Annotated in this window: 24 protein-coding genes; 12 read left to right on the top strand and 12 right to left on the bottom strand. The window is 64.5% G+C overall.

Annotated elements, in window-relative coordinates; genetic code table 11:
• The first annotated feature begins 3 nt into the window (after positions 1–3).
• Positions 4–678 carry a guanylate kinase gene (gene gmk, locus DPM35_RS01785; protein ID WP_112125616.1) on the top strand — a complete coding sequence of 225 codons (675 nt, stop codon included), beginning with the start codon at positions 4–6 and terminating at the stop codon, positions 676–678.
• 9 nt (positions 679–687) lie between these two features.
• On the opposite strand, the gene DPM35_RS01780 is transcribed toward gmk, so the two are convergent.
• The 8 genes from DPM35_RS01780 to lptF form a co-directional block, all read right to left on the bottom strand.
• A complete protein-coding gene (locus DPM35_RS01780; protein ID WP_112125615.1) occupies positions 688–1,266 on the bottom strand; it encodes a Fic/DOC family protein in 579 nt (192 codons plus the stop codon).
• 257 nt (positions 1,267–1,523) lie between these two features.
• Positions 1,524–1,817, bottom strand: a complete 294-nt coding sequence (locus tag DPM35_RS01770; RefSeq protein WP_112125613.1) for a DUF1330 domain-containing protein — start codon at positions 1,815–1,817, stop codon at positions 1,524–1,526.
• A 71-nt stretch (positions 1,818–1,888) separates the two neighbouring features.
• The gene (rsmA, locus tag DPM35_RS01765) at positions 1,889–2,734 is read right to left on the bottom strand and encodes a 16S rRNA (adenine(1518)-N(6)/adenine(1519)-N(6))-dimethyltransferase RsmA (RefSeq protein WP_112125612.1); all 846 of its coding nucleotides are present in this window, start codon (positions 2,732–2,734) and stop codon (positions 1,889–1,891) included.
• Positions 2,735–2,741: 7 nt separating this feature from the next.
• Positions 2,742–3,776: a 4-hydroxythreonine-4-phosphate dehydrogenase PdxA gene (pdxA, locus tag DPM35_RS01760; protein ID WP_112125611.1), complete on the bottom strand. Its 1,035-nt coding sequence runs from the start codon at positions 3,774–3,776 to the stop codon at positions 2,742–2,744.
• Positions 3,777–3,918: 142 nt separating this feature from the next.
• Positions 3,919–4,842 (bottom strand): peptidylprolyl isomerase, encoded by a 924-nt coding sequence (locus DPM35_RS01755; RefSeq protein ID WP_112125610.1) that lies wholly within the window; start codon positions 4,840–4,842, stop codon positions 3,919–3,921.
• Positions 4,843–5,055: 213 nt separating this feature from the next.
• Positions 5,056–7,461 carry an LPS-assembly protein LptD gene (locus DPM35_RS01750; protein ID WP_181591890.1) on the bottom strand — a complete coding sequence of 802 codons (2,406 nt, stop codon included), beginning with the start codon at positions 7,459–7,461 and terminating at the stop codon, positions 5,056–5,058.
• Entirely contained in the window at positions 7,461–8,543 is a 1,083-nt protein-coding gene (gene lptG, locus DPM35_RS01745; RefSeq protein WP_112125609.1) for an LPS export ABC transporter permease LptG, read from the bottom strand. The genes DPM35_RS01750 and lptG overlap by 1 nt, the downstream gene beginning before the upstream one ends.
• A gap of 2 nt (positions 8,544–8,545) precedes the next feature.
• Positions 8,546–9,742, bottom strand: coding sequence for an LPS export ABC transporter permease LptF (gene lptF / locus DPM35_RS01740; RefSeq protein ID WP_112125608.1), 1,197 nt, complete (start codon positions 9,740–9,742; stop codon positions 8,546–8,548).
• A 378-nt stretch (positions 9,743–10,120) separates the two neighbouring features.
• Here lptF and DPM35_RS01735 point away from each other — a divergent pair, with 378 nt between their 5' ends.
• Positions 10,121–11,623, top strand: a complete 1,503-nt coding sequence (locus DPM35_RS01735; protein ID WP_112125607.1) for a leucyl aminopeptidase — start codon at positions 10,121–10,123, stop codon at positions 11,621–11,623.
• 8 nt (positions 11,624–11,631) lie between these two features.
• Entirely contained in the window at positions 11,632–12,081 is a 450-nt protein-coding gene (locus DPM35_RS01730; RefSeq protein ID WP_112125606.1) for a DNA polymerase III subunit chi, read from the top strand.
• On the opposite strand, the gene DPM35_RS01725 is transcribed toward DPM35_RS01730, so the two are convergent.
• The gene (locus DPM35_RS01725; protein ID WP_112125605.1) at positions 12,078–12,974 is read right to left on the bottom strand and encodes a LysR family transcriptional regulator; all 897 of its coding nucleotides are present in this window, start codon (positions 12,972–12,974) and stop codon (positions 12,078–12,080) included. The genes DPM35_RS01730 and DPM35_RS01725 overlap by 4 nt on opposite strands.
• Before the next feature lie 111 nt (positions 12,975–13,085).
• On the opposite strand from DPM35_RS01725, the gene DPM35_RS01720 reads away from it, so the two are divergent.
• The 9 genes from DPM35_RS01720 (at position 13,086) to DPM35_RS01680 (ending at position 20,797) form a co-directional block, all read left to right on the top strand.
• Complete coding sequence (locus tag DPM35_RS01720) at positions 13,086–13,880, top strand: alpha/beta fold hydrolase (RefSeq protein WP_112125604.1); 795 nt, start codon at positions 13,086–13,088, stop codon at positions 13,878–13,880.
• A gap of 86 nt (positions 13,881–13,966) precedes the next feature.
• Complete coding sequence (locus tag DPM35_RS01715) at positions 13,967–14,956, top strand: 3-oxoacyl-[acyl-carrier-protein] synthase III C-terminal domain-containing protein (RefSeq protein ID WP_112125603.1); 990 nt, start codon at positions 13,967–13,969, stop codon at positions 14,954–14,956.
• 2 nt (positions 14,957–14,958) lie between these two features.
• On the top strand, positions 14,959–15,942 hold the full coding sequence (locus DPM35_RS01710; RefSeq protein ID WP_112125602.1) for an NAD-dependent epimerase/dehydratase family protein: 984 nt from the start codon (positions 14,959–14,961) through the stop codon (positions 15,940–15,942).
• On the top strand, positions 15,939–16,763 hold the full coding sequence (locus DPM35_RS01705) for an MBL fold metallo-hydrolase (RefSeq protein WP_112125601.1): 825 nt from the start codon (positions 15,939–15,941) through the stop codon (positions 16,761–16,763). Before DPM35_RS01710 ends, DPM35_RS01705 begins: the two co-directional genes overlap by 4 nt.
• The gene (locus DPM35_RS01700; RefSeq protein WP_112125600.1) at positions 16,760–18,016 is read left to right on the top strand and encodes a F390 synthetase-related protein; all 1,257 of its coding nucleotides are present in this window, start codon (positions 16,760–16,762) and stop codon (positions 18,014–18,016) included. Before DPM35_RS01705 ends, DPM35_RS01700 begins: the two co-directional genes overlap by 4 nt.
• Positions 18,013–19,158, top strand: coding sequence for a GNAT family N-acetyltransferase (locus DPM35_RS01695; protein WP_245431397.1), 1,146 nt, complete (start codon positions 18,013–18,015; stop codon positions 19,156–19,158). Before DPM35_RS01700 ends, DPM35_RS01695 begins: the two co-directional genes overlap by 4 nt.
• Positions 19,155–20,150 carry a Rieske 2Fe-2S domain-containing protein gene (locus DPM35_RS01690; RefSeq protein ID WP_112125599.1) on the top strand — a complete coding sequence of 332 codons (996 nt, stop codon included), beginning with the start codon at positions 19,155–19,157 and terminating at the stop codon, positions 20,148–20,150. Before DPM35_RS01695 ends, DPM35_RS01690 begins: the two co-directional genes overlap by 4 nt.
• A gap of 52 nt (positions 20,151–20,202) precedes the next feature.
• Positions 20,203–20,490, top strand: a complete 288-nt coding sequence (locus tag DPM35_RS01685; protein ID WP_041008392.1) for a type II toxin-antitoxin system RelE/ParE family toxin — start codon at positions 20,203–20,205, stop codon at positions 20,488–20,490.
• A gap of 1 nt (position 20,491) precedes the next feature.
• Positions 20,492–20,797: an addiction module antidote protein gene (locus tag DPM35_RS01680; RefSeq protein WP_112125598.1), complete on the top strand. Its 306-nt coding sequence runs from the start codon at positions 20,492–20,494 to the stop codon at positions 20,795–20,797.
• A 5-nt stretch (positions 20,798–20,802) separates the two neighbouring features.
• Here the strand turns inward: DPM35_RS01680 and DPM35_RS01675 are convergent, their stop codons facing one another.
• From DPM35_RS01675 to DPM35_RS01665, 3 genes are all read right to left on the bottom strand, one after another.
• Complete coding sequence (locus DPM35_RS01675; protein WP_112125597.1) at positions 20,803–21,960, bottom strand: ATP-grasp domain-containing protein; 1,158 nt, start codon at positions 21,958–21,960, stop codon at positions 20,803–20,805.
• 224 nt (positions 21,961–22,184) lie between these two features.
• Positions 22,185–22,685, bottom strand: a complete 501-nt coding sequence (locus tag DPM35_RS01670; protein ID WP_112125596.1) for a DUF995 domain-containing protein — start codon at positions 22,683–22,685, stop codon at positions 22,185–22,187.
• Between the two features lie 133 nt (positions 22,686–22,818).
• A complete protein-coding gene (locus DPM35_RS01665; protein ID WP_112125595.1) occupies positions 22,819–23,736 on the bottom strand; it encodes a glycoside hydrolase family 26 protein in 918 nt (305 codons plus the stop codon).
• Between the last annotated feature and the right edge of the window lie 275 nt (positions 23,737–24,011).

The raw sequence follows: 24,011 nt of genomic DNA, 5'->3' as shown, positions 1-24,011 counted from the left end.
GGAATGGTTGCCAAGGAGCCGACGGCTGCCAGGGATCTGGGGTCCCGCATCCGCCGCCGCGGACTGATGCTGGTGCTGTCGTCGCCGTCGGGCGCCGGCAAGTCGACGATCGCGCGCAATCTTCTGGAGAGCGATCCAAGCCTCGAGCTTTCGGTCTCCGTCACAACGAGGCCGCGCCGCGGTTCGGAGATCGAAGGCGTCCACTATCATTTCCGCTCCATGCGCGAGTTCGAGCGGCTGCGCGATTCCGACGCGCTGCTCGAATGGGCCGAGGTGCATGGAAATTGCTATGCGACGCCGCGCGAGCCGGCGGAAATCGCGCTGGCCGAAGGCCGCGACATGCTGTTCGACATCGACTGGCAGGGCGCTCAGCAGCTCAAGGAGAAGATGCGCGCCGACATCGTCTCGATCTTCATCCTGCCGCCGTCGATGAAGGAATTGAAGGCGCGCCTAAAGCGCCGCGCCGAGGATCAGGAATCCGTCATCGAGACCCGGCTGAAGAACGCTCGCCTCGAGATCGAGCATTGGAAGGAATACGACTTCGTCATCGTCAACGACGATCTCGACCGCGCCTTCGCCGAGGTCCGCGCCATCGTCGCGGCGGAGCGACTTCGGCGCGACAGGCGGCCTGGCCTGTTCGACTTCATTTCGGGATTGCTGGACGAGAAGACGGAGTAGGGTCGTCCCTCAGCGACTGGCGATATCCGTAATGAGGCGCGCCAGCGGCGCCTCATCGCCCGCAAAGCTCTCGATCATCGCGTGAAGGACGCGCTCGCGGTCGAGCATATCGGCATTGAACGGGAATCCACCGTTCTCCATCAACATCGCCAGAAAGGTGAGCTGCGTACGGCCATTGCCCTCCCGGAAAGGATGCACGGCATTGATTTCGGCCAGCACATGTGACACCTGCACAGCGAAGTCTTCGATTCCGAGCTTAGAAAGACGATCGGCTGCTGCCAACTCTCTGAAGATTCTGCGCATTTCCTGGTCGATGTATTCGGGATAGCAGAACCAATTGCCGCCTTTGCCGATGCGGATGGTGCGAACCGCGCCAGCCCATTCGTATATGTCCTGGAAAAGGTGGTGATGAATCGCCTTGTAGTGTTGGTAATCCAGGTCGCCGGCCGGCATCTCTTCGTCGGCTCTGGTTAGGAAGAGGGCCAACTCGAATTCGTCGAGTTCGGCCTGGTTCTTGATGTTCAGCTGGTTTCGAAGGACAGTTGTGCCTGGATAGCAAAGCGGATCTTCTTCAGCGGCGTAGACCACCTATGATCCTATTTCTTCCGGGATGATGCCTGGTCCTTGATCAGCGTCCTGCGTTCATCGCCGCTCAGACCTCGTGCACGGCTTTCTCTCAGAATGGCGGCCATTCGATGTGACAACCTCAGGCCCTCAACGGCGCTGATCTTTTCGCCTCTATCACTGGTCAGGATAAACTGGCCATTTTGGACCGAGCGGGCAGGGTTCTTTTTCATGCAATCACATTATCACGTCCGATGATTTCGGGGCAATCGTGAGGTGCGTCACGAGCCAATCCCCTCGACCAGAATGAGGTTGCGGCTCAGCGCCGTATCGCGAACCTCGAGTGCGGCCGCGTATTCATCGGAGCGGTACCAGCGCCGCGCGGTCTCGCTATCAGGAAATTCAACGACGATCAGTAGTCCGGGCTGCCAATTGCCTTCCAGCGCGTCCACATCGCCGCCGCGGACCAGATAGCGGCCGCCATGCGCGGCGATGGAGGCCGCGGCGCGGCTTCGATAGGCTTCGAATGCTTCCCGGTCGCGGATCGTAACGTCGGAAATGATATAGGCAGGCATTGCACGCTCCAGGCGGTTTCGCCCGCCTATCTATGGCGCCGTCTTGTGGATTCCAGTGGTGGCGCCGGCGGTCAGACGGCGTTGGTCAGGCGGACAAACTCTTCCACGCTGAGCGTTTCCGCCCGTCGCGTCGGGTCGATGCCGGCGCGGATGAGGAGCGCCTCGCCGCCCAGGCTCTTCACGCTTTGCCTGAGCATCTTGCGGCGCTGGCCGAAGGCCGCCTCGGTGACACGGCCGAGCTTTTTGCCGTCGACGAGTAGGGGAGACGAGCGCGGCACCAGATGCACGACGGAGGAGGTGACCTTCGGCGGCGGCGTGAAAGCCTGCGGCGGCACGTCGAACGCAATCCTCGCCTCGGTGCGCCAGCCGGCCAGGACGCCGAGCCGGCCATAGGCGTCGCTGCCCGGACCCGCCGTGATGCGCTCCGCCACCTCGCGCTGGAACATCAGCGTCATCGACTGGTAGAACGGGGGCCAGTCGGCCATTGTCAGCCAGCGGATCAGAAGCTCGGTGCCGATATTGTAGGGCAGGTTGGCGGCGATCTTCACCGGCCCGCCATTCGCCGTGCCGGCAAGCGCGGCAAAATCCGTTTTCAGCGCATCGCCGGGAATGACCTCCAGGCGACCGGGATAGTGGCTGGAAACCTCGGCCAGCGCTTCGAGGCAGCGCTCGTCGCGCTCGATGGCGATCACGCGTCGCGCGCCGTTGAACAACAGCGCCCGCGTCAGCCCGCCCGGCCCGGGGCCGACCTCGATCACGGTGGCCTCGCCGAGATCGCCGGCGGCGCGGGCGATCTTGCCTGTCAGATTGAGGTCGAGCAGGAAATTCTGCCCGAGCGCTTTCTTGGCCTGCAGGCCGTGGCGCTCGATCACCGCGCGCAACGGCGGCAACCCGTCGATCGTGGTGCGCCCGTTCAACGGGTCCTCACGCGGCCGCGGCCTGCCGGCCGCTATCGGCCAGCCGACGCGCCAGCCTGAGCGCCGCGATCAGGCTGTCGGCGCGGGCAATCCCCCTGCCGGCGATATCGAAGGCGGTGCCGTGATCCGGCGAGGTGCGGATGAAGGGCAGGCCCAGCGTCACGTTGACCGCCTCGTCGAAGGCCAAGGTCTTGGCCGGGATCAGCGCCTGGTCGTGATACATGCACAGCGCCGCGTCATAGGAGGCGCGCGCGCGCGGATGAAACATCGTGTCGGCCGGCAGCGGTCCGACCGCGTCGATGCCTTCTGCCTTCAGCGTCTCGACTGCCGGGGCGACGATTGCGGCATCCTCCTGGCCCATGGCGCCGCCTTCGCCGGCATGCGGGTTGAGCCCGGCGATTGCAAGCCTCGGCCGCGCGATGCCGAAGCGGCTCTTGAGATCGGCGGCGGTGATGCGCGCGGCGGCGACGATCAACTCCGTGGTGAGCACTTTCGGCACTTCGGCCAAGGGGATATGGATGGTCACCGGAACGGTGCGCAGATCGGGTCCGGCCAGCAGCATCACCGGCGTGACCTCCTTGCCGGTGTGGCGCGAAGCCAGATGCGCCAGATATTCGGTGTGGCCGGGAAAGCCGAATCCCGCATCGTAAAGCGGCTTCTTGGCGATCGGACAGGTGACCACTGCGGCGGCGCTGCCGGCGAGACAGTCGGCGACGGCGCGATCGATGGCCTCGATGGTGCCGGCGGCATTGGCCGGATCCGGTTCTCCCGGGCTGTCGACATGGCGCGCATGGAGCGGCACGACGGGGAGCACGCGGGCAAAATGATGCGCGGCCTGTCCGGGCAAGGTCTCGGCAACCGTCACATTTGCGCCGACAAGGCGGGCGCGGGCTTCGATCAGGGCCGGGTCGGCCAGTAGGTAGAAGGGCGGCACCCCGGCGCTGTCGCCCGCCTGCCAGGCGGCGATGGCGATCTCGGGTCCGACACCCGAAGGGTCGCCGACACTGAGCGCCAGTGGCGCGTCGGTCTTGCGCGCGCTCATTGGGTGGGCTGACTGCGGTATCGCATGCTTGTCGCTCAGAGCATGACGCCGAAAAGTGTGCTGCGGTTTTCGGACGACATCATGCTCCATTTCTCGGATTTGGAAGACGGATTCAGGCCGGTCCGACCTGATGCCTCCGGCTCTAGCGTTCGACGATCTTGGCCTTCTGGCGCAGCTCGGCGACATATTTCTTGCTGAGCTCTTCGGCGTCCTTGTCGCTGCTGCCCTCGGCCTGGAACACCATCTGCGCGGCCTTGTCGTCGGAGACCTCGCGCGAGGAGCAGATGCCGATGAATTCCACGCCGCGTTCGGTCTCGCGCGTCGGTGTCGCGCCGCCGACCTTGGTGGCCTTGATCTGCTCGGCCCAGTCGGTCGGCAATTGCGGCGCCAGCACCCGGCCGAGATCGCGCACGGTGACGTCGAGTAGACCCTTGGCGAATTCGCGCGTGGTGTTGCAGCCGCTGAAGCGGGCACGCATGGCGTCGGCCTCGCGCTTGCGCTTGGCGAGCGTGGCGGCGCGCTCCGATGCCGGCACCACGAAGATCACCTGCTGCAGCATGTACTCCGTCGCCGTCGGCTTGGCGCCGCCCTTGTCGAGCATGCGCCGCACGGCGTCCTGCTCGGTCACCGAGCCGCCCTCGCCGGAGCGGTAGCGCGCGCTGAGCGCCTGGTTCCAGGCCATTTGGGCGCGGATGAATTCCTTGAAATGTTCCTTGGTGACGCCCGACTGGCTCATGATCGCGTCGAGCTTGGCCAGCGGCATCTTGTTGCCCGAGGCGAAGCGCTGGTAGGCGGCGTCGACCTGCTGATCGGTGATGCGGATGCCGAGCCGCTTGGCCTCGGCCAGCCGCAGCGTCTGGTCGATCATCTCCTCCTTGGCATCGCCTTTCTTGTGCTGGAGCTTGAAGAAGGCGGCGCGGTGCGCGATGTCGCCGGTGGTGATCGGTATGCCGTTGACGACATATTTGATCTCCGCGGCGAAAGCCGGCTGTACAACAGCAGTGACCGAAATCGAAGCCGCCGTCACCAGAAGCGCCAATCCTGCTGAAAACAGGTATTTCCTCATCTTACCTTCCAATTTCCCGCCCCAATTCGTCGGCACGACAGCGCCGCGCGTCCTCCGAACGCCTGCGCGATGCAGCCGACCCCATGCCTCTCCTATGCGGCGAAACGATGTCGCCAGCGCATGGCCCCGAGAATCATTGCATTTTCGGGGGTTCACGCTCCAAATCAAGACCAAAGCATCATCGGCGCCCGGCTCGCAGGCGCCGGCCTTCGGTTACCGGATGGTATCGACGGCGCTTGTCGACGAGCCGAAATCGCCCAGCGTGCGGAACGACAGGTTGAAGCCGATATTCTGCGACACTTCCTTGGTTATGGTATCGCGTGTCTGCGAATAGGTCATGATGTAGGTGAAGCAGGAATCGTTGTAGGCGAAACCGACGCCGTCCTTGACCAGCACGTTGCTCTGGATGTCGTAGGTGCCGGTGCCGAACAGCCGCCAGTTCTGCGCCAGATGCGTGGAGGCGCCGAGCGTGACTTCATGGCGGTCGGTGGTGAAGCCATAGAGCGGCTGCGCCTCGATGAAGGCATATTTGGCGCTGAGCGATATCGGCAGGCTGGAATAGGCGGCCTTCACTTCTGCGCGCCGGACCTCGAATGTCTGCTCGTCGAAACGACCGCTCAGCGAGCCGGAGAAGCCGCTCGGGCTGTTGAAGCCGACAAGGCCGACATAATCCGAGGTCCGCTTGTCCAGGCCGGAATCGGCCCCGACATTGACCAGATCGGGTGCGGCGAAGGAGTTCTCGCCCGCGAGCTGGTAGGACTGGCCGAAGATGGCGTTCGTCGCCCAGCCATTGTCATAGGCGCCCGAGTAGCGGAAGCCGACATTGGCGCGTGTGCCGCCCTCTATGCGGTCATAGCCCGAGAATTTGTCGCGCTCGAACAGCGTGGAGGCGTCGAAGACGAAGCTCTGCGCGTCTTCGTTGGGGACGGCCAGGCCGCCGACATATTGTTCGTTCGGACGCACGAAGACTTGAGCGGTCGGCTCCAGGATATGGCTGGAGCTGGGCATCGAGAACAGCAGCGGCCAACGCGCCTCGAGGCCGAGAGTGGCCATGTAGCGGGCGAGCGAGGAGCGCATGTCGACGTCTTGGCCGAGATTCGTCGCCATGTCGTTGACCGCCGTGAGCGATGCCGAGTTGGCGTTCACATAGCCTGCGTCGCCGCGGAAGGCGAGCAATGGCGTCAATTGCAGGCCGCCGTCGGTGGTGAAGGTGCGCTTCCATTCGGCTTCCGCCGTAAATCGGCCGGATTGGCCCTCGACGCCGGGAACGCGTACAACTTTCGAGTTTTCGTCAAATGTTTCATCCAGCCGGTCGCGGCTGATGACGCGCGTGTTGACGTTGAACGACAACTGGCCGCCGGCCACCGATGTGTCGGGGATGTAGGCGTAATCGAGCGACGGCAGCACCCAGGGCTGCTTGGCCGCGCGCGCCGTCGGATCGCTGGAGAGCGTGTCTTCCTGCACCTCGAAGCGCATGGCGCGAACGTCGAAGTAATTGCGGTCGCTCAAGCCGGTCAGATAGATCGACGACTGGTGGGCGAGATCGTTGAAACCGTCGATGTTGTAGGTGCGCGAGAAGTTCTTGTCGGTCTGCAGCAGCACGTCCCAGCCGAAGTTCCAGCGCTCGTTGATGGCGAACTGGCCCTTGGTGCCCATCATGCCGCGGAACTTGTTCGGATCGCCCGGCTCGCCCGAATCGACGACATAGCGGTTGCCCGTGCCGATGAACGCGTTCGGGTCCTGCTGGTTGATGCCGGCGATCTTCAGCGTGTACTCGCCGTTGTTGAAGCGCTGGCGCCACTCGGCCTCGCCGAGGAAGCCCTGCTTGGTATAGCCGCTGCCGGTGACGGTGAGGTCATAGGTCGGGGACAGGGCGAAATAATAGGGGACTTTGACGCCGACGCCGAGATGGTTGTTGTAGACGATGCCGGGGATCAGGAAGCCGCTCTTGTGCTTCACGGTCGGGTCGGCGATCTCGAAGGCGGGCAGATAGGCAAGCGGGAAGCCGAAGAATTCGAAATTCGAATTTTCGAAGCGGACCGTCTTCTTCTCGCCGTTCCAGATGATCTTGCGTGCCTTTATGCGCCAGGTCGGCGCTTTGTCCGGCTTGTCCTCGCAAGGCTCGCAGGCGGTGTAGACGCCATTGTGGAAGGTGGTCAGCACGCCGCCCATGCGCTCGGCGCTCTCGGCGGCGAAATAGGCTTTGTCGATCGTCTCGACGCGCAACGCGTTGGTGAACCCGTCGGCGAAGTCGTCGGTAATGTCGATATGCTCGGCGTTGATCTTGGTGCCGTCGCTGTTGATGATCTCGACGGCGCCGCTGGCGACGAGGCGCTTGGTGTCGCGGTTGTACACCACGCGCTGGGCGACCAGCTTGTTGCCGCCATAGTCGATCTGCACGCCGCCGACGGCCGTTACCGTATGCTTGTCGTTGTCATAGACAAGCGTATCGGCGGCCAGCAGCATCTGCGTGCCGGACGGGACGGGCTTGGCAGCGATAGTCTGCGCGAGCGCGGGCGCCGTCGGCACCGCACAAGCGAACAGACATGCCAAGGCTGTCGCCCCATAGAGGCGTGCCAAACCGGCCTGCCTATGGCTGCGCAATCCAGCCTCCCTCACTAGCCGTCTTCCTTGTATAGCAGAAATGTCACCCCAAAGAACATAGCCACGACAACCGGAACCCATGCAGCCACCACCGTAGGCACGAATCCGGCTACACCGAATGCCTTGACCAGTACCGAAACGACATAAAGCAGAAACCCGGCCACGACGCCACCCAGAATCATCGTTGCCGACTGCCCCATTCGCGCAAATCGCATTGAAACCGTTGCAGCAATCAGCGTCATGGCGACGAGAAGGAAAGGCAACGCCACCAGCGAATCAAACTGCATGGCGAAGGCATCTGCCTTGAGCCCGAAGGAACGGGCAACCTCGATCTTGCGCGGCAGCTCGTAGAAAGGGATGGTTTCCGGGCGCGCCAGGCGCTCCTGAACAAATTCCGGCTTGAGGTTGGTCGGCACCTTGTCGGTCGCCAGCGCCCGGATGTTGCCCGCCTTGAAGACCTTGACGTCCTGCAATTCCCAGTAACCGTCGCGCAGGATGGCCTTGGCCGCGTCCTTGCGCTCGGCGATGTTGCCCTGCGGGTCGAGGATGAAAAACACCGCGTCCGCCATCTCCAGGCCCTGATTGAGGATGGCGCGGGCGCCGATGATGGTGTCGCCTGATTCGGTTTTCTGCCTGAGCCAAGGCGTGACGTTGGTGGTGACCGCATTCGATTTGCCGGCCCTGAGGTCGTTCTCCATCTGCTCGGACCAGGAAAAGCCATGCGCGGCGATGGGGTTCATCACGGCCACCGACAGCACGCCGAACATCAGCGCGCCGACGCAGCACGGAAACAGGAACTGCCAGGCCGAAACGCCGGCCGAGCGCGCGATCACCAGCTCGTAGCGGCGGTTGAGCGACACAAGCGTCGCCATTGCCGAGAACAGCCCGACGAACGGCACCGTCTGCAGCATGATCATCGGCATCCTGAGCGCCGAAATGGCGAAGGCCGTGCCATAGGTGAAGCCCGGCAGCCCGGTCGTGCGGCCGGAAAGCTCGGTAAAATCGATCAGGAACACCAGCGCCAGCAGGCCCAGGAAAAACCAGAAGGTGATCGAGACGTAGCGGAAGAAGAAATAGCGGCCCAGCGTCCAGCCCATGGTCAGGCTCCCTGGCCGGACGTGCGCCGGGCAAGCCACAGCTTGAATGCCGTCCAGTTGTCGCTGGTGCGCTTGGCGAGGTTGGTCAGCCAGTCCGCCCAGCTGACCGGCAATTCCATGGTGCGCGACGAGACGATGAACCAGATCGAAACCGCCGACGCAACCAGCGGAATGGCGTAGAGCAAGTAGATATAGTACGAGACCCTGTCGGCCTTGCCGGCGGCGAAGAAGCCCAGCCATCGCACGAAAAGCGCAATCGCGATCGCCGTGATCAACGGGTTGATGCGCGCTTCGCGATGCGAGCGCGCATCGCCAGCGACGGCCAGCGCGATCAGCGCGAACACCAGCGAATAGGACCATTCGGCGAAGCGCTGGTTGAGTTCCGCCCGGTAGCTGCCCGGTTCGCGCTGGAACATCTTGTCATTGGGATCCGGGTTGAGCAGATAGGCCGTCGTGCGGTCCTTGGGCAAAAGCGTGATGTCGTTCGCCGCGGACATGAAAGCGGACATGTCGAAGGCGTAAGAGGTGAAGCGGATGACCGAGAGGTCGCCGGTGACCGATTTGCGGTTGATGACGCCGTCATTCATCATCAGCACCTTCTCGTCGCCTTTTTCGACGATGCTGCCTGTCTTGGCGTAATAGGTGAGGCTGGCGCCTTCCTCGCGTGAATCGGCGACAAAGATGCCGCCGAGCCGGTTGCCGGGAAGCCGCTCGCCGACCTGCAGGTAAAGGCCCTCGTCGATCTTGCGGAACGTGCCTTCCTGGATGATCAGCGACACGAGGTCGGCGCGCGAAGCCGCCACCAGCTGTCGGTTCTTCTGCCTGGCATAGGGGTCGATGGCGTTGTCGACGATGAAGGAAAAGGCGCAAGCCGCGATTGCGAGCAGCAGGATCGGCCGCGCGATGGTCCAGCGCGAGGCGCCCGCGGCGCTGAGCACGGCGAGCTCCGAATCGGTGTTCATGGCGCTCAGCGTCTGCGCCACCGCCACCACCAGGGCGAACGGCACCACGATCGGGATGATCGAGGGAATGATCAGTGCCGCGACCTCGAAGAAGGTCAGCGCCGACTGGCCGTTGTCGGTGACGAGGTCGATCTTGGCCAGCACCTGCGTCGTCCACACGATCGCCAGCGTCCACACCAGCGCGGCGAGGAACATCGTCAGCGCCCGGCGCATGATGTAGCGTTCAACGACCTTCATGAGGGCTTTTCTCGATTTTGCCGAACGGCATCATGCCCGCCGACAAGGTAGTCATCCGGCGTCGCCCGCACAACTGGGTCATAGGCGGCTCGCTCCGGTTTGTCGCCCCACGCCGCGTGCCCCGGCGCGACGGAATCTCCGCGCCAATGGATAAGAAATGCAAAACATCGATGGTTAACAGCAGGTTACGGCAGCAAGCTAAGATTGCGCCGAGGCGAATCCTTTGTCTATGGTGGCGCTGATATAGGCAGCGATTTCGGCCAAAGTCTTGCCAAATGGCTCAAAACGACCAAATGTCGCGCACGCTTGCCAAACCCCTTGCTCGCCAAGAATTACCTTTGCCGGCACCTTACGGCCATCCCCGAAAGCAGGACCCTGATGACGTCGAGACCTACCATTTCTTTCGCCAAATTCGCCACGCCGAAAAAGGGCAGCGTCTTCGTGCTCACGGCCGACGGCGGCGGGCTCGGCGAGGCGGCGAAAGCCTGCGATCCTGCTGGTGCATTGGCTCGCGCGTTTCCGGTTGCCGATTTCTCCGGCAAGTTGGCGAGCTCGGTCGAGGTGCTGGCGCCGGAAGGAACGTCCGTCGACCGGCTGGTGGCGATCGGCGCCGGCAAGGTGTCGGCTCTCGACGACAACGCCTGGCTGAAGCTCGGCGGCGCTGTCGCGGCTTCGCTGCGCAAGGCGACCGAGGTGGCCGTCATCCTCGATCTGCCGGAACTGCAGGCTGATGGCCGCCAGGCGGCGAGCCTTGCCGCCGGCATCCTGCTGCGCAGCTACGCCTTCGACAAGTACAAGACCAGGAAGGACAAGGACGACGGCCAATCCGACGCGAAGGCGGCGAAGCCCGCCAAGGTCACGATCCACTGCGCCGATCCGGCTGCCGCGAAGAAGGTGTTTGCCGGCGAGGAAGCGGTGGTAGACGGCGTGCTCTTGGCGCGCGACCTCGTCAACGAGCCGGCCAATGCGCTGGGGCCTGTCGACTTCGCCGAGCGCGTCAAGGCGCTGGAGGCGCTCGGCGTCGACGTCGAGATCCTCGCCGAAAAGGAGATGAAGAAGCTCGGCATGGGCTCGCTGCTCGGCGTGGCGCAAGGCTCGCCGCGCGGCGCCCGCCTGGTGGTGATGCGCTGGAACGGCGGCAAGGCCAAGGACGCCCCGCTTGCCTTCATCGGCAAGGGTGTCACCTTCGACACCGGTGGCAATTCGATGAAGCCGGCCTCGGGTATGGAGGACATGAAGGGCGACATGGGCGGTGCGGCCGCCGTCACCGGCCTGATCCATGCGCTCGCCGCGCGCAAGGCCAAGGCCAATGTGGTCGGCGTCATCGGCCTTGTCGAGAACGCCGTCGACGGCCACGCGCAGCGCCCCGGCGACATCGTCACCTCGATGTCGGGCCAGACGATCGAAGTGTTGAACACCGACGCCGAAGGCCGCCTGGTGCTGGCCGATGCGCTCTGGTACGCCAACGACCGGTTCAAGCCGAAATTCATGGTAAACCTGGCGACGCTAACCGGCGCCATCATGGTCGCGCTCGGCCAGCATTATGCCGGGCTGTTCTCCAACAATGACGAGTTGGCGGGCAGGCTCTTCGGCGCCGGGCAGGCCAGTCAGGAGCGGCTGTGGCGCATGCCGCTCGGCCCCGAATACGACAAGCTGATCGATTCCAAGAATGCCGACATGAAGAACATCGGCGGCCGCTATGGCGGTGCCATCATCGCGGCGCAGTTCCTGCAGCGTTTCGTCAAGGACACGCCCTGGGCGCATCTCGACATCGCCGGCACCGCGATGGGCGCGCCGTCAAGCGAGATCAACCAGTCCTGGGGTTCGGGCTTCGGCGTGCGCCTGCTCGATAGGCTGGTGCGCGATCACTACGAAGGGTAGGCTTCAGGATGGCCGACATCCTGTTCTACCATTTGACCGAATCGACGCTCGAGGAGGCGCTGCCCGGCCTGCTCGAGCGCAGTGTCGAGCGCGGCTGGCGCGCGGTGGTGCAGACCGGCACGGAAGAGCGGCGCGACGCGCTCGACCAGCATCTGTGGATTTTCCGCGACGATTCCTTCCTGGCGCATGCCACCGACCGCGAGGCCTATCCGGCCGAGCAGCCGGTCCTGCTCACCACGGGCGAGGGCAACCAGAACGCCGCGCAGATCCGCTTCCTGGTCGATGGCGCAAACCCGCCCGAGCTATCGGGCTACGAACGCGCCGTCTTCCTGTTCGACGGCCATGACGCGGCACAGCTCGAAGCCGCGCGCGGCCATTGGAAGACGATGAAGGAAGCTGGCCACGCCGTGACCTACTGGCAGCAGACGCCGGACCGGCGGTGGGAACGCAAGGCTTAGCCCGGAAGCTTGGGACTGTCCTCGAGGTGTCGCCACAGCGCCTCGGCCACGGGCCCATGCGGCCTGTCGCGCCGCCGAACCGCGGCCACGGTCTCGTTGCGGCCGGGAATATGCCTGCCGGCGATCGAGATCAGCCGCCCGTCGCGCAGCTCATCCTCGATCAGCCATTCCGGCAAATGACCCCAGGTGAGCCCGTGCAGGATCAGCTCCTTCTTCATCATATGGTCAGGCACCGAGCATGAATGCGCGCCGTCGATGACGAAGAAGTTTTCGGATGAGGGACGCCGCGCGGTGTCGCGGATCACGCATTGGGTGAAGGGTCGCATCGCTTCCGGCGTCACATTGGATACGGCCTCGAAGGGGAGGAAGCCCGGTGCCACAACCGGCACGAAGGCGACTTCGCGTAGGTCGATCCGCTCGAGATGCGGGTCGGAGGGGTTGGCGCGGTGGAAGATGAGGTCCGCCTCGCCATCCATCAGCCGCTCGACCGGCCCGCTGATCGCTTCATAGTCGAGGTGCAGGCGCGTGCGCGGCCGCTCGGCGAAGAAGCGGCTGAGCAGGCTGAGTATTGCGGGTCTCGGGCAGACGTCTCCCAACACGACGCGCAGCACGGTCTCCTCGCCGCTCGCGAGCTGGTCAGCATAGGTCCGAAGATGCTCCAACTCGCGGATTGCCAGCTGCGCCCGCGCATGGAACAGGCGGCCCTCGTCGGTCAAGCTCACCCGGTAACCGCTGCGATCAAGCAGCGTCAGGCCAAGTTGCTCTTCAAGTCGGGCGATGGCGGCGAACACAGAGGGATGCGTCCGGTGCAGAGCTTGGGCAGCAGCCTGGAAGCTGCCTCGACTGGCGACTGCATCGAAACATCTGAGATCGTGAAGCTTCACGCCATCCATAGTCGTAGAATCCTACAAAGATTGTCAAATCATAGTAATTTTCTTCGATAATTGCCATGCCTAGCTTTGCCTCATCGAAGCCCAAACGTGCCCAACGGATGAGGATCCAAAATGACCGACACACTTCACTTCACCACGGGCGATGGCACCCGCATCGCCTACAGGCTGGACGGTCCGGAAGACCGGCCGGTGCTGGTGCTTTCCAATTCCATCGCCACGACGTTCCATATGTGGGATGGCCAGGTTCCCGAACTCGCCAGATCCTTCCGCGTGCTGCGCTATGATTTTCGTGGCCATGGCGGCTCCGACGCGCCGGCCGGCGCCTATTCGCTCGACCGCCTCGGCCGCGACGTCCTGGAACTGCTCGATTTCCTCGGGCTTGCGCGCGTGCATTTCCTCGGCCTGTCGCTCGGCGGTTTCGTCGGCCAGTGGCTGGGCATCCACGCGCCGGAACGCATCGAGCGCCTTATCCTCTCCAACACCTCGCCGCATCTCGGGCCGGCGTCCTATTTCGACGAGCAGATACGCAACGTGCTTTCAGCCGACCTGTCGGCCACGGCGGAGATGTTCATGCGCAACTGGTTCCCGGCCTCGATGTTTGCCGGTCGAAACGAGACCGTCGAAGAATTCCACGCCGCGATCCTCGCCATGTCGCCGCAAGGCCTTGCGGGCTGCTTCGCCGCGGTCCGCGACGCCGATCTGCGCCGCCCGATTTCGCTGATCACCGCGCCGACGCTGGTCATCGGCGGCGAGGACGACAAGGTGACGCTGGCAAGCCACAGCGAGGCCATCGCGGCCACGATCCCCGGTGCTGAGCTTCTTCTGCTCCCCGGCGTCCACCTGCTCAATGTCGAGCGTCCGGCGGAGTTCATCGAGGCGGTGGTGGGCTTCCTGCGGAAGCGATGATCCGACAGTGCCGTATGAGTTTGGGAAACGTCGCCTCGAACCGCATTTTGCGCTAGATAGAGCCAAGCTCAAGCGGCGAGGGGGGAATGCGGATCAAGGTCGTCGGAACCGGCAGGGCGGTACCGGCTGAGAGGGTTACCACGCGCGCCCTGGAGGCAACGCTCGGCCTCGGCGAGGGCACGCTGGAAACCGTCACAGGCGTCGTCGAGCGCTATGTCTGCAATGCCGAATCGCAAATCGATCTCGCTTGCGCCGCGGCCACGCTTGCGCTTGCCGATGCCGGTATCGAGCCCGGCGCCGTCGACCTGATCGTGGGCGGCTGCGGCGTGCCCTATCAGCCGCTCCCGGCGACCGCGCCGCTGGTCATGCAGCGCCTCGGGCTGGCGGACGGTTCGGCCGCCGCTTTCGACGTCAACAGCACCTGTCTTGGCTTCCTCACCGCCTTCGAGACCGCCGGCCGCATGATCGAGGCCGGGCAATGCGAGACAGCCCTGGTCTTCTCGTCCGAAGTCGCCTCGCGCGCTTTGCCATGGCAGGACGCGCCGGAGATTGCCGCGCTCTTCGGCGACGGCGCGGCGGCGGCCGTGCTGCGCAAGGCCGGGCCCGGCGAGGGCAAGGTAGCGGCGAGCCTGATGCGCACTTACCCTTCCGGTTGGGAAGCCTGCGGCATCGGTTCGGGCGGCACGCGCTTCGATTTCCGCAAGGATCAGGAGGCGTTTGCCGCGCACAGCCTGTTCCACATGGACGGCAAGGAATTGTTCCGGCTCACCTCGCGGCACTTCAACGGTTTCGTCGACATTCTGCTCGAGCGCGCCGGCTGGCGGCGCGACGACGTCGATCTCGTCGTGCCGCATCAGGCGAGCCCGTTCGCGCTTGCGCATATGGCGCGCCAGACCGGCTTTGCGCCGCAAAAGCTCGTCGATATCTCTGCCCGCTTCGGCAACCAGATCGCCGCCTCCATGCCCTTCGCGCTCGACGTCGCTCGCCGCGAGGGCCGCGTAGCGCCCGGCATAAAGCTGCTCTTCCTCGGTACTTCCGCCGGCGTCTCCTTCGGCGGCATGGCGCTGGAGGTCTGAGCATGGCCGTCCTCGTCACCGGCGCAAGCGGCTTTCTCGGCGCCCATGTGCTCGAGCGGCTGGCGGAATCCGGCACGCTGGCGCTCGGGCTCGGCCGCGATGAGGCGCGCTGCGCGGCGCTCGAAGCGGCCGGCCATCGCATCATCCGTCACGATCTCGCGCAGCCGTTCGGCGCCGCCCTCGACCCCAGGCTGAGCAGGGTCGAACGGATTATCCACTGCGCGGCGCTTTCTTCGCCCTTCCGACGCCTCGCGGATTTCGAGGCGGCAAATGTGATGGCGACCCGGAACCTCGTCGACTTCGCCAGCCGGCAGGACGTCAGCCGTTTCGTCCACATCTCCAGCCCGTCCGTCTGCTTTGCCTTCCGCGACCAACTCGGTCTCACCGAGGATGCGGCCTTGCCGGAACCGGTCAATCACTATGCTCGCACCAAGCGCAAGGCGGAGAAAATCGTGCTTGGCCAGCCCGATATCCATCCGGTGGTGCTGCGGCCGCGCGGCATCTACGGCAAGGGCGATCGCGCGCTGTTGCCGCGCCTGATCAAGGCGGCGAAAAGCCGGCCGCTGCCGCTGTTTCGCGACGGCCGGGCGGCCATCGACCTCACTTATGTCGACGATGTCGTCGACGCGGTCATGGCGGCGCTCGCGGCACCCAGGGAGGCGGAGCAGCGGATATTCAATATCTCCGGCGGCGAGGTGCTGCCGGTCCGCCGCATCGCCGACGAGGCCTGCATCCGCGCCGGTCTCAAGGCGCGGTGGCGGCCGATGCCGCTCATGCCGGCGATGCTGGCGGCTGGCCTGATGGAAGCGGTGGCGCTGCGGCTGCCCGGCCGGCCCGAGCCGCCGGTCACCCGCTATGGGCTCGGTCTCTTCGCCTATGCGCAAAGCCTCGATCTTTCCAAGGCGAAACGCGTTCTTGGCTGGGCGCCGAAAATCTCGTTCGAGCAAGGGCTTGACCGCACCTTTCCCGGCGGGACCAGGCCATGAGGCTCGTCTTTGCCAACAGCGCCTGGGTCAACGCCGCCGAGCGGCTGATCCTGCGCGGCGGGAGCTGGAAAAACGTCGGGCTGCGTGTCCGCTACGGGCTGTTCTTTCACCCCGCCGCCGGACCGGTGCTGGTCGACACCGGCTACACGCCGGAAGCGCTGAGCGGCGACCGGCGCGGCCTGATGCTGCGGCTTTACGGCGCGCTGCTGAAGCCCGATCTCAATGCGGAGGAGCAGGTTCTGCCGGTGCTGCGGCGTTTCGGCCTGTCGCCCGATGACATCCGCGCCGTGATCGTCACGCATTTCCATGCCGACCACATTTCGGGCCTGTCGCTGTTCCGCAACGCCCGTTTCATCGCCAGCGATGCAGCCTGGGGGAGGGTCAAGGCGCGCACGCGGCGCCAGAATTTGCGCCATGGCGTCTTCACCGAACTTTTTCCTCCGGATTTCGAGGCGCGGCTGGAAGGTTTGTCCGCGAAGCGGGGCGTCCAAACGCGCGAGGACGTACCGGGCGGCGCCGATCTCTTCGACGACGGCAGCGTGATCGCGGTCGATCTTCCAGGACATGCCGATGGCCAGTTCGGCCTGCTGTTCAATGGCCTCCACCGCCCGCTGCTCTACGCCGTCGATGCGCAATGGCTGCTCACTGCTTTGATCGAAAATCGCACGCCCGGTTTCCCGGCCACCCTGATCGCCGAGGAGGCGGCGGCGATCGAGCCGACCAGCGCCATGCTGCGCCGCTTCCTCAGCACGGGCGGCGAGGTGATGCTCTGCCATGATCCCGCGCCGACGCCTTATGACCTCGCGCCGGAGGTTTCATGAACGGGCTGGCGGAGGCGGCAGGGTCTTTCGCCCTGACACGCTGGGTGTCGCGGAAAAGCCGCGCGGATTTTGAGCGCTGGCAGGCGACCGCCTTGCGCCGTTTCCTCGACCGCGACCTGCCGCGCGCGCCCTTTTACGGCAAGGCGCCGGCCCGCCTCAGCGATCTGCCGGTCACCGACAAGGCGCTGCTGATGGCGCGCTTCGACGAGTTCAACATCCACGGTCTCACCGCCGCGCAAGCCTGGGCGGCCTTGGCGCGGGACGGCCGCGCCGGCGCGCTCGCGGTCGGCGCCAGCACCGGCACCTCCGGCAATCGCGGCCTGTTCGTGATTTCGGAAGCGGAGAAATACCGATGGCTCGGAGCGATCCTCGCCAAGGCGGCGGCCGATCTTCTCTGGCGCGGCATGCGAGTCGCCGTCATCCTGCCGCAGAACACCGGGCTCTATGACAGCGCCCGCAAATCGCGCCTGATCAAGCTTGCCTTCTTCGATCTGACATTGGGGCCGGAAAGCTGGCGCGATGAACTGCAAGCCTTCGACCCGACGGTCATCATCGCGCCGCCAAAGATCCTGCGGCATTTTGCGGCCGAAGGCTTCCGGCTCCGGCCGAAGCGCGTTTTTTCCGCCGCCGAGACGCTCGATCCGGTCGATCGCCCGGTGATCGAGAACTTCTTCCAACGGCCGCTCGACCAGATCTACATGGCGACGGAGGGCCTGTTCGCCGTGACCTGCCGACAGGGCGGCCTGCATCTGGCGGAAGACTCCGTCTTCTTCGAATTCGAGCCGGCGGGCGAGGGGCTGGTGACGCCGCTGGTGACCGCCTTTCGCCGTCAAACACAGATCATGGCGCGTTACAGGATGAACGACCTGTTGCGTTTGTCCAAAGAACCTTGCCGCTGCGGTTCGCCGTTGCGCTGCGTCGACGAAATTGTCGGCCGCATGGACGATGCCTTCCGATTCACGTCGCCGAATGGGCCAATCCTGGTCGCGCCCGATGTGCTGCGCAACGCCGTGCTCAAGGCAGACCGCCGCATCGACGATTTCCGCCTTGTCCAGACCGCGTCGGAGAGCATCGAGCTCAGACTTCCGCCGACGCTCCCCGACGATGCGGCGGTGGCCGCGCATCAAGCTGTGCGTGCTCTCCTGGAAATACGAAAGGCGGCCGCCACCATAACGCTGGTCCGCACGCCGCTGCCGTTGGAAACAGGCCGCAAGCTGCGCCGCGTCGAATGCCGCCTGGAGCCGGCGCGATGAGCGGCGCGACGATGATGGAAAGGCCCGTACAGCAGGCCGACCGCGTCGAGAACAAGCCGGCCAAGGTCGAGGCTTTCGTAAGGCTTTTCAACGAGGTGCCCGTGCGCGACCTCGTCGCCAACCTCAAGACGAAGGTCGAGACGTTCGAACTTGCCGGGCACGTTTTTCCGCTGACCCTGAACGGCGCCGATGATGCGCCCAACTGCTACATCTGCTGCCCGACCGGCGCCTACATCGACTATGCGATGGACGAGACGCGCAACTTCGCCGCCCATCCGCTGCTCAAGCGCGCGCTCAACGCCCTGATCAGGGCCTGCGCGCCTTTGGTCAGGGCCAGCGGCCTCGACCGTCAGGCACAGGTCAACAACTGGCTCTATTCGACCAATCCGGTGCCGCTGCTCGACCGGCCGACCGCCGCGTCCCTGCGTGCCGACCTGACCGCGCGTTTCCCCGATCGCGCCATCGTCATCCGCTCGTTGAACGACATCGCCGATCCGGCGACCATTGCCGCCTTGAAGGCCGAGGGGTTCCGTATGCTGGCGGCGCGCCAGATCTACATCTTCGCCGACCGCAGCGCCGCGCCCGCCATGACGCGCGACATGAAGCGCGATCGCGCCCGCCTGCGCGAAACACCCTTCGAGCGGGTCGGCAATGGCGACTTCACCGGCGCCGACTACGCCCGCGCCGAGCAGCTCTACAATTTGCTCTATCTCGATAAATACACGCCGCTCAATCCGCACTACACCGCCCGCTACATTGCCGAGATGCACCGGCGCGGCATCATCAGCCTGGCGGGCCTGCGCCGGCCCGGCGGCGAATTGGTCGCCGTCACCGGCCTGTTCGAAAACGGCCGCACGCTGACCCAGCCGATCGTCGGCTACGACACTGACCTGCCGGTGGCCGACGGGCTTTACCGCATGATGATGGCAGTGGCGCAGGAGCACGCCACGGCGCGCGGCCTGTTCTTCAACATGAGCGCGGGCGCCGCCGGTTTCAAAAGACGGCGCGGTGCCGTTGCCGCTATCGAATACAACGCCGTCTATGCCGGACATCTTCCGCTTCGCCGGCGCATGGCGATCCGTGTGATGGAGGCCGTGCTGGCGCTGGTCGGAATTCCGCTGCTCAGGAGGTTCGAATTGTGAGCGAGCGCCGTGGGGAAGCGCATTGGCAGGCGGTGGCGCTGTCCGCCGATATTGGCAGGCGGCCGAAACGCATCCTGCTCGACGGCGAGCCCGTGGTGCTGTTCCGCTCGGCGAAAGGCATCGCCGCGCTGTTCGACCGCTGCCCCCACCGGCTGGTCGAGCTGTCGACCGGCAAGATCGTCGGCGACGAGATCGAATGCCCCTATCACGGCTGGCGTTATGACGGCGAAGGCCGCTGCACGGCGATCCCCGGCCATGTCGGCGCCATGCCGCATTACCGGGTCCGCCGCTACGCCGCGATCGAGCGCGACGGCGTCGTCTTCATCTCATCCGGCACGCCGCGGGGCGCGCCCTACCTGCACTGTATGCAGGGCAAGGACATCATCGTGCGGCGCGTACGCTCGTCGACACAGTCGACGGTCATCGACGCGGCGGAAAACATCCTCGACGCCACCCATACCCATTTCACCCACAAGGGCCTGCTGCGCGGCCTCACCTCCAAGCGCCATCTGGTGCGGGTCGAGGTGACGGGCGGCGATGGCTGGGTCGAGGCGAGCTACACCGGCGAGGATCGCCAGCAGGGCCTGATCAGCAGGCTCCTGGAAGGCGAGCGCGCGAAAACCATCGGCCGCTTCCGCCATCCCGGCATCGCGGAGCTCGAATATTGGGGCAAGGACGGGCTGGTCTTGGCCACCACCTTTCATCTGCGCCAGGCCGACGAGCGCACCGTCGAGGGCGTCGGCTGGCTGATCGGACGGCGCCAGGGCCTGCTCGGCGAGCTGAAGGCGCTGGCATTCAAGCCACTCTTCACCATCGCGCTGCACCAGGACCGCCGCGTGTTGAAATCGGCAAGCGACAATGCCCGGTTTCCGCCGCAGGCCGTGCCGGTCATCGGCCCGCTCGATTTCCTGCGCCGCGACATCGCGGCGATCATGGAGGGAAGGGTGCCGCCGGCGGCGAGCGAGGCCAGGGTGCACGAGATCGAATTGTGAACTGAAGTTCACACATCTTGACCTGAGCGTCTGTGTGAATTATAGTTCACGCATGATCGAGGTCCGGCAGACTGACGAATTCAGGAAGTGGCTGCGGGACCTTAAAGATATCCGAGCCGCGAGGAAGATTGCTCAACGGATCATTCGTGTTGAAGCGGGCTTGCTGGGAGACGCGAAGTTCTTTGAAGGCATCGGCGAGCTTCGGATCGACTATGGACCGGGCTACCGTGTCTATTTCATCAGGCGCGGTAACACGGTCATCATCCTGCTTTGCGGAGGCGACAAATCCTCTCAAGACAGGGACATCAGAAAGGCCAAGCAGATGGCAAGCGAGGTTTGACATGGCTCTTAAAACCACACCATTCGATGCCGCTGAATATTTCGATGATGCAGAGTCTCAGGCCGAGCTCCTTGCCGACGCGTTCGAGACCGGTGACGCAACCTATATTGCACACGCACTCGGCGTCATCGCGCGAGCTCGCGGCATGACCGCCGTGGCTAAGAACGCCGGTGTCACCCGCGAGGCGCTTTACAAAGCGCTGAGCGATAAGGGCGACCCACGCCTCAGCACACTGCTGGGTGTCACCAAGGCACTTGGTCTGCAACTTGACGTGAAGCCTATCGGCCCTGGCTCGCTCGGGGCATGAGCATATCAGCCCGGCCCGTTCCACTCGATATCCCGCGTCGACGCTGCCTGCAGGCTGATCCGCTCGCGCAACGCCACGCGCGCAACCTCTGCCAGTGCAGGCCATTGCGCCCTTACTGGGGCTGAGTCGCCCGGCCAATCGAGCAGTTCCTCGCCCTCGCGCATCGCTTGGCGAAAGCGGGCGAACTCGCCCGAACGCAGCGCCGCCGGCAGCCCATAGATCCACATCGCAAGCCGCACCGTTTGCGGCGGGGTGACGTCCGGCCTGATTTCCTGGCCGTCGCCGAGCAGGGCATCCGCGAAGCGCGCCGGATCGCGGAAGAAATGCAGGCCGCTCACCGCGCGCGGATTGCATTCCAGCGGCAGCACACGGCCGCTGGGCTCACGCATCAGGTCGAACGAAATCTGCCCGGTCCATGCGGTGCCGGCAACGATGCGCTCGACCAGCGCCCGCGCCGCATCGTCCTCGACCCGCTCGAAGAAGATGCCGGCGCCCCTGCCGGCGCGGTAGGGAGAACGATAGAGCGCCAGCGCCTTGAGCCGTCCCTCGCGCGCCACCACATAGGCACTGATCTCCTCGCCCTCGACAAAACGCTGCGCCACCCAGGGCATGGCAGGCGAGGGCGCGATCGCATCGAGGAAATCCGGTGTCGGCCGCAGCAGAACATGGCTGGCGAAGCGCGACCAGACCGGTTTGAACACCAGGTCGCGCGAGTGGCCACGCACCGGCTCCAGATCGTCGCGGGAATTGAGAAGCGTGGTCTCCGGCACCTCCAGCCCAAGCCGATCGGCGAGCCGGATGAAGCTGTGCTTGTTGTGGACCTGCGCCAGCAACCCGATCTCGGGCGCGAACACTTTTGCCGGCATGGTCCTGCCGCGCCAGGCCAGCGCAAGGTGAAAGACTTCCTCGCAGGTCGGGATGACCAGTTCGACGCCTTCAGCCCTTATCAGCGCTTCCACCGCATCGGCATAGGCCCGCGGCTCGAAGCGCGGCGGCGGCAGGCGGTGATAGCGGGCGCAGGCCTTGCTCGCCGCCGCGATCGGCCGGGCCGGGGTGTCGGCCAGGATCACCCTGCGCCCGGCGCCGTGGACAAGGCGCGCCAGATGCAGCGCCACCGGCGCGCGTGCTCCCGTGATCAGGATGGATCTGCCAGCCTTAGGCATCGGTCATTCGCGGTCGTTCCCGTCGCGAAAACCGTTGCGCGAAATCGCGGTCCCAGGCAATTGCGCTGTTCACGCCAACCAGTGTGGTTCACCGTTTCATGGAAAACGGCGAAACGCCCTATCTATTTGTTTTTACGCAATTCCGGATGGAAGGCTACGGCGAAGACACCGAGCCTAGCCGCTCACACTTGCTCTAAGCATGGCGCCATGCTTGCGCGCAGCGACTACAGCTTCGCCTTGAAGCGTTTCACCTTCTTGCTGGCGTAGTCGCCATTGCGCAGGTCCGATTTGCCGTGGCGATCCCTGAACTCGTACCAGTCTCCGCCCGGAGATTTGCGCTGGTAGATCACCTTGCCGGCCTGGCGATGCTCGAAGCAGCTCAAGGAGGTCTTGGCGCCCCATGAGCCATGCCAGGTTGCCCGGAAACACAGCTTACCGCTGCCGGGCATGAACCAGATGCCCTCGCCATAGCTCTTTCCACCTTCGGTGGACCAGGCTGTAAACTGCCGCTTCTGCACCGCGAAATAGGCGGCGCCGTGATTGCCCCAGCGCCAGGAACGGTTCTTGTAGAGCTGATAGACGTCTTCGTCGGAAACGACGGCGGCCTTCGCCACCTTAGCGTCGATCCTGTTCGCGGCCTTGGCCATCGCAGCGCCCTGCGGGCCGACAACAAAAACGGAGCAGGCTAGCGCCGCTCCGAGCAGATTCCCCAACACCCTGTTCACGATTTTACTCCGCCAACTCATTTACGCCACGCCTTGAACCGATCCCCAAGGCTCGGCCTTGGGGCGATCCCTGTCAAACTATAAAACTGGAGCCCGCCCCTGTCCTGCCGGGACGGGCATGGTCTGTCGCGCCCTACGGCAGGACGTGCTGGGTCACTCGCCAGTCGGGCAGCCCGTAGCCGCCCAGCCACGGCCAGACTTCCTTCTGGTTGAAGTAGACGACCGAGGTCAGGGCCGGAAACTCCGCATAGGACTTGCGCGAGTCGTCGGCCCATTTGGACACGTAGTCCTGCTTTCCGACATAGCCCAATTCGGCAACGATGACCGGCTTGTTGAATTTCGCGACACGGTCATAGCCTGGCTTCAGCGTCTCTTCGAAGGTCCGGTCGCGGCCCACCTCGTCATTGTCCTTCTTCTGCAGGCCGAACACCGACAGGCCGATGACGTCGACATAGTTGTCGCCGGGATAGTATTTTTCCAGGCCCTCGATACCCTTGGGCGACCACATGTATTTTGCCGCAGGCGCGGCCTTGCGGCAGACGTCCACCTCGCGCTTGTAGGCGGCGATCCAGTCCTTCGGCGCCCAGTTGGCCCAGGTGAAGCGGCCGTTGGTGTCTTCCATCTCCTGCGCCCAGCGGATGGTAACCGGGCTCTTCATCTGCCCGACGAGGTTGCAGATCGCCTGCATGTTGGCGTCATACTTGCCGCTCAATATGCCGTTCTTCAGCTCAGGCGGCGTGATGCGCCAGTCCTTCGACCACGTCCAAGGCTCGATGGTGATCAGCAGCGAGCGGCCGCGTTGCTGCGCATAGGCGTCCGCCAGCGGCAGCGTCGACAGGTCGACGTCTTCCCAAGGCAGGAACAGTTCCTCGATGCTGGCCGACTTGTCATTGCTGAAATCGCCGTAAGGATCGTAGGAGCCGAACGCCGACGCGGCCGAGCTCGTCTTGATCGGATCCGTTCCGGTCTGGGACCCCGTCGAAGCCGGGAACGCAAGGCCGCCGCCGATAACCAGCGCCGACATGAATGCAGTTGCCGTGGAGTATTTCATGCTTGCCTCCCATGGCTCCGACGTCCGACGGACATCGGAACTTGCCGCTGCGTGCCGGCATGAACCGGCGCGCAAACCCTAACGTCTGCCAACGTGAATCGTGGGTTGCCTGAGCGACTGGGACGGGCGTGTCTTACGAAGCGCCGTCCGCCGAGGTTATCTCTCTAGGTTTCTCTACCTGAAACCTGGAGAGAAGATCGCCGCGATACTCACAAATTCGCGTCAACATTACGATATTAACCCTCTCTCATATAAGAGCCTATACTCGACGAGAG

The sequence above is a fragment of the Mesorhizobium atlanticum genome, assembly GCF_003289965.1.
Classification (GTDB): Bacteria; Pseudomonadota; Alphaproteobacteria; order Rhizobiales; family Rhizobiaceae; genus Mesorhizobium; species Mesorhizobium atlanticum.
Note: the sequence above shows the minus strand (reverse complement) of the source record. Positions and strands in the feature narration are given on the sequence as shown.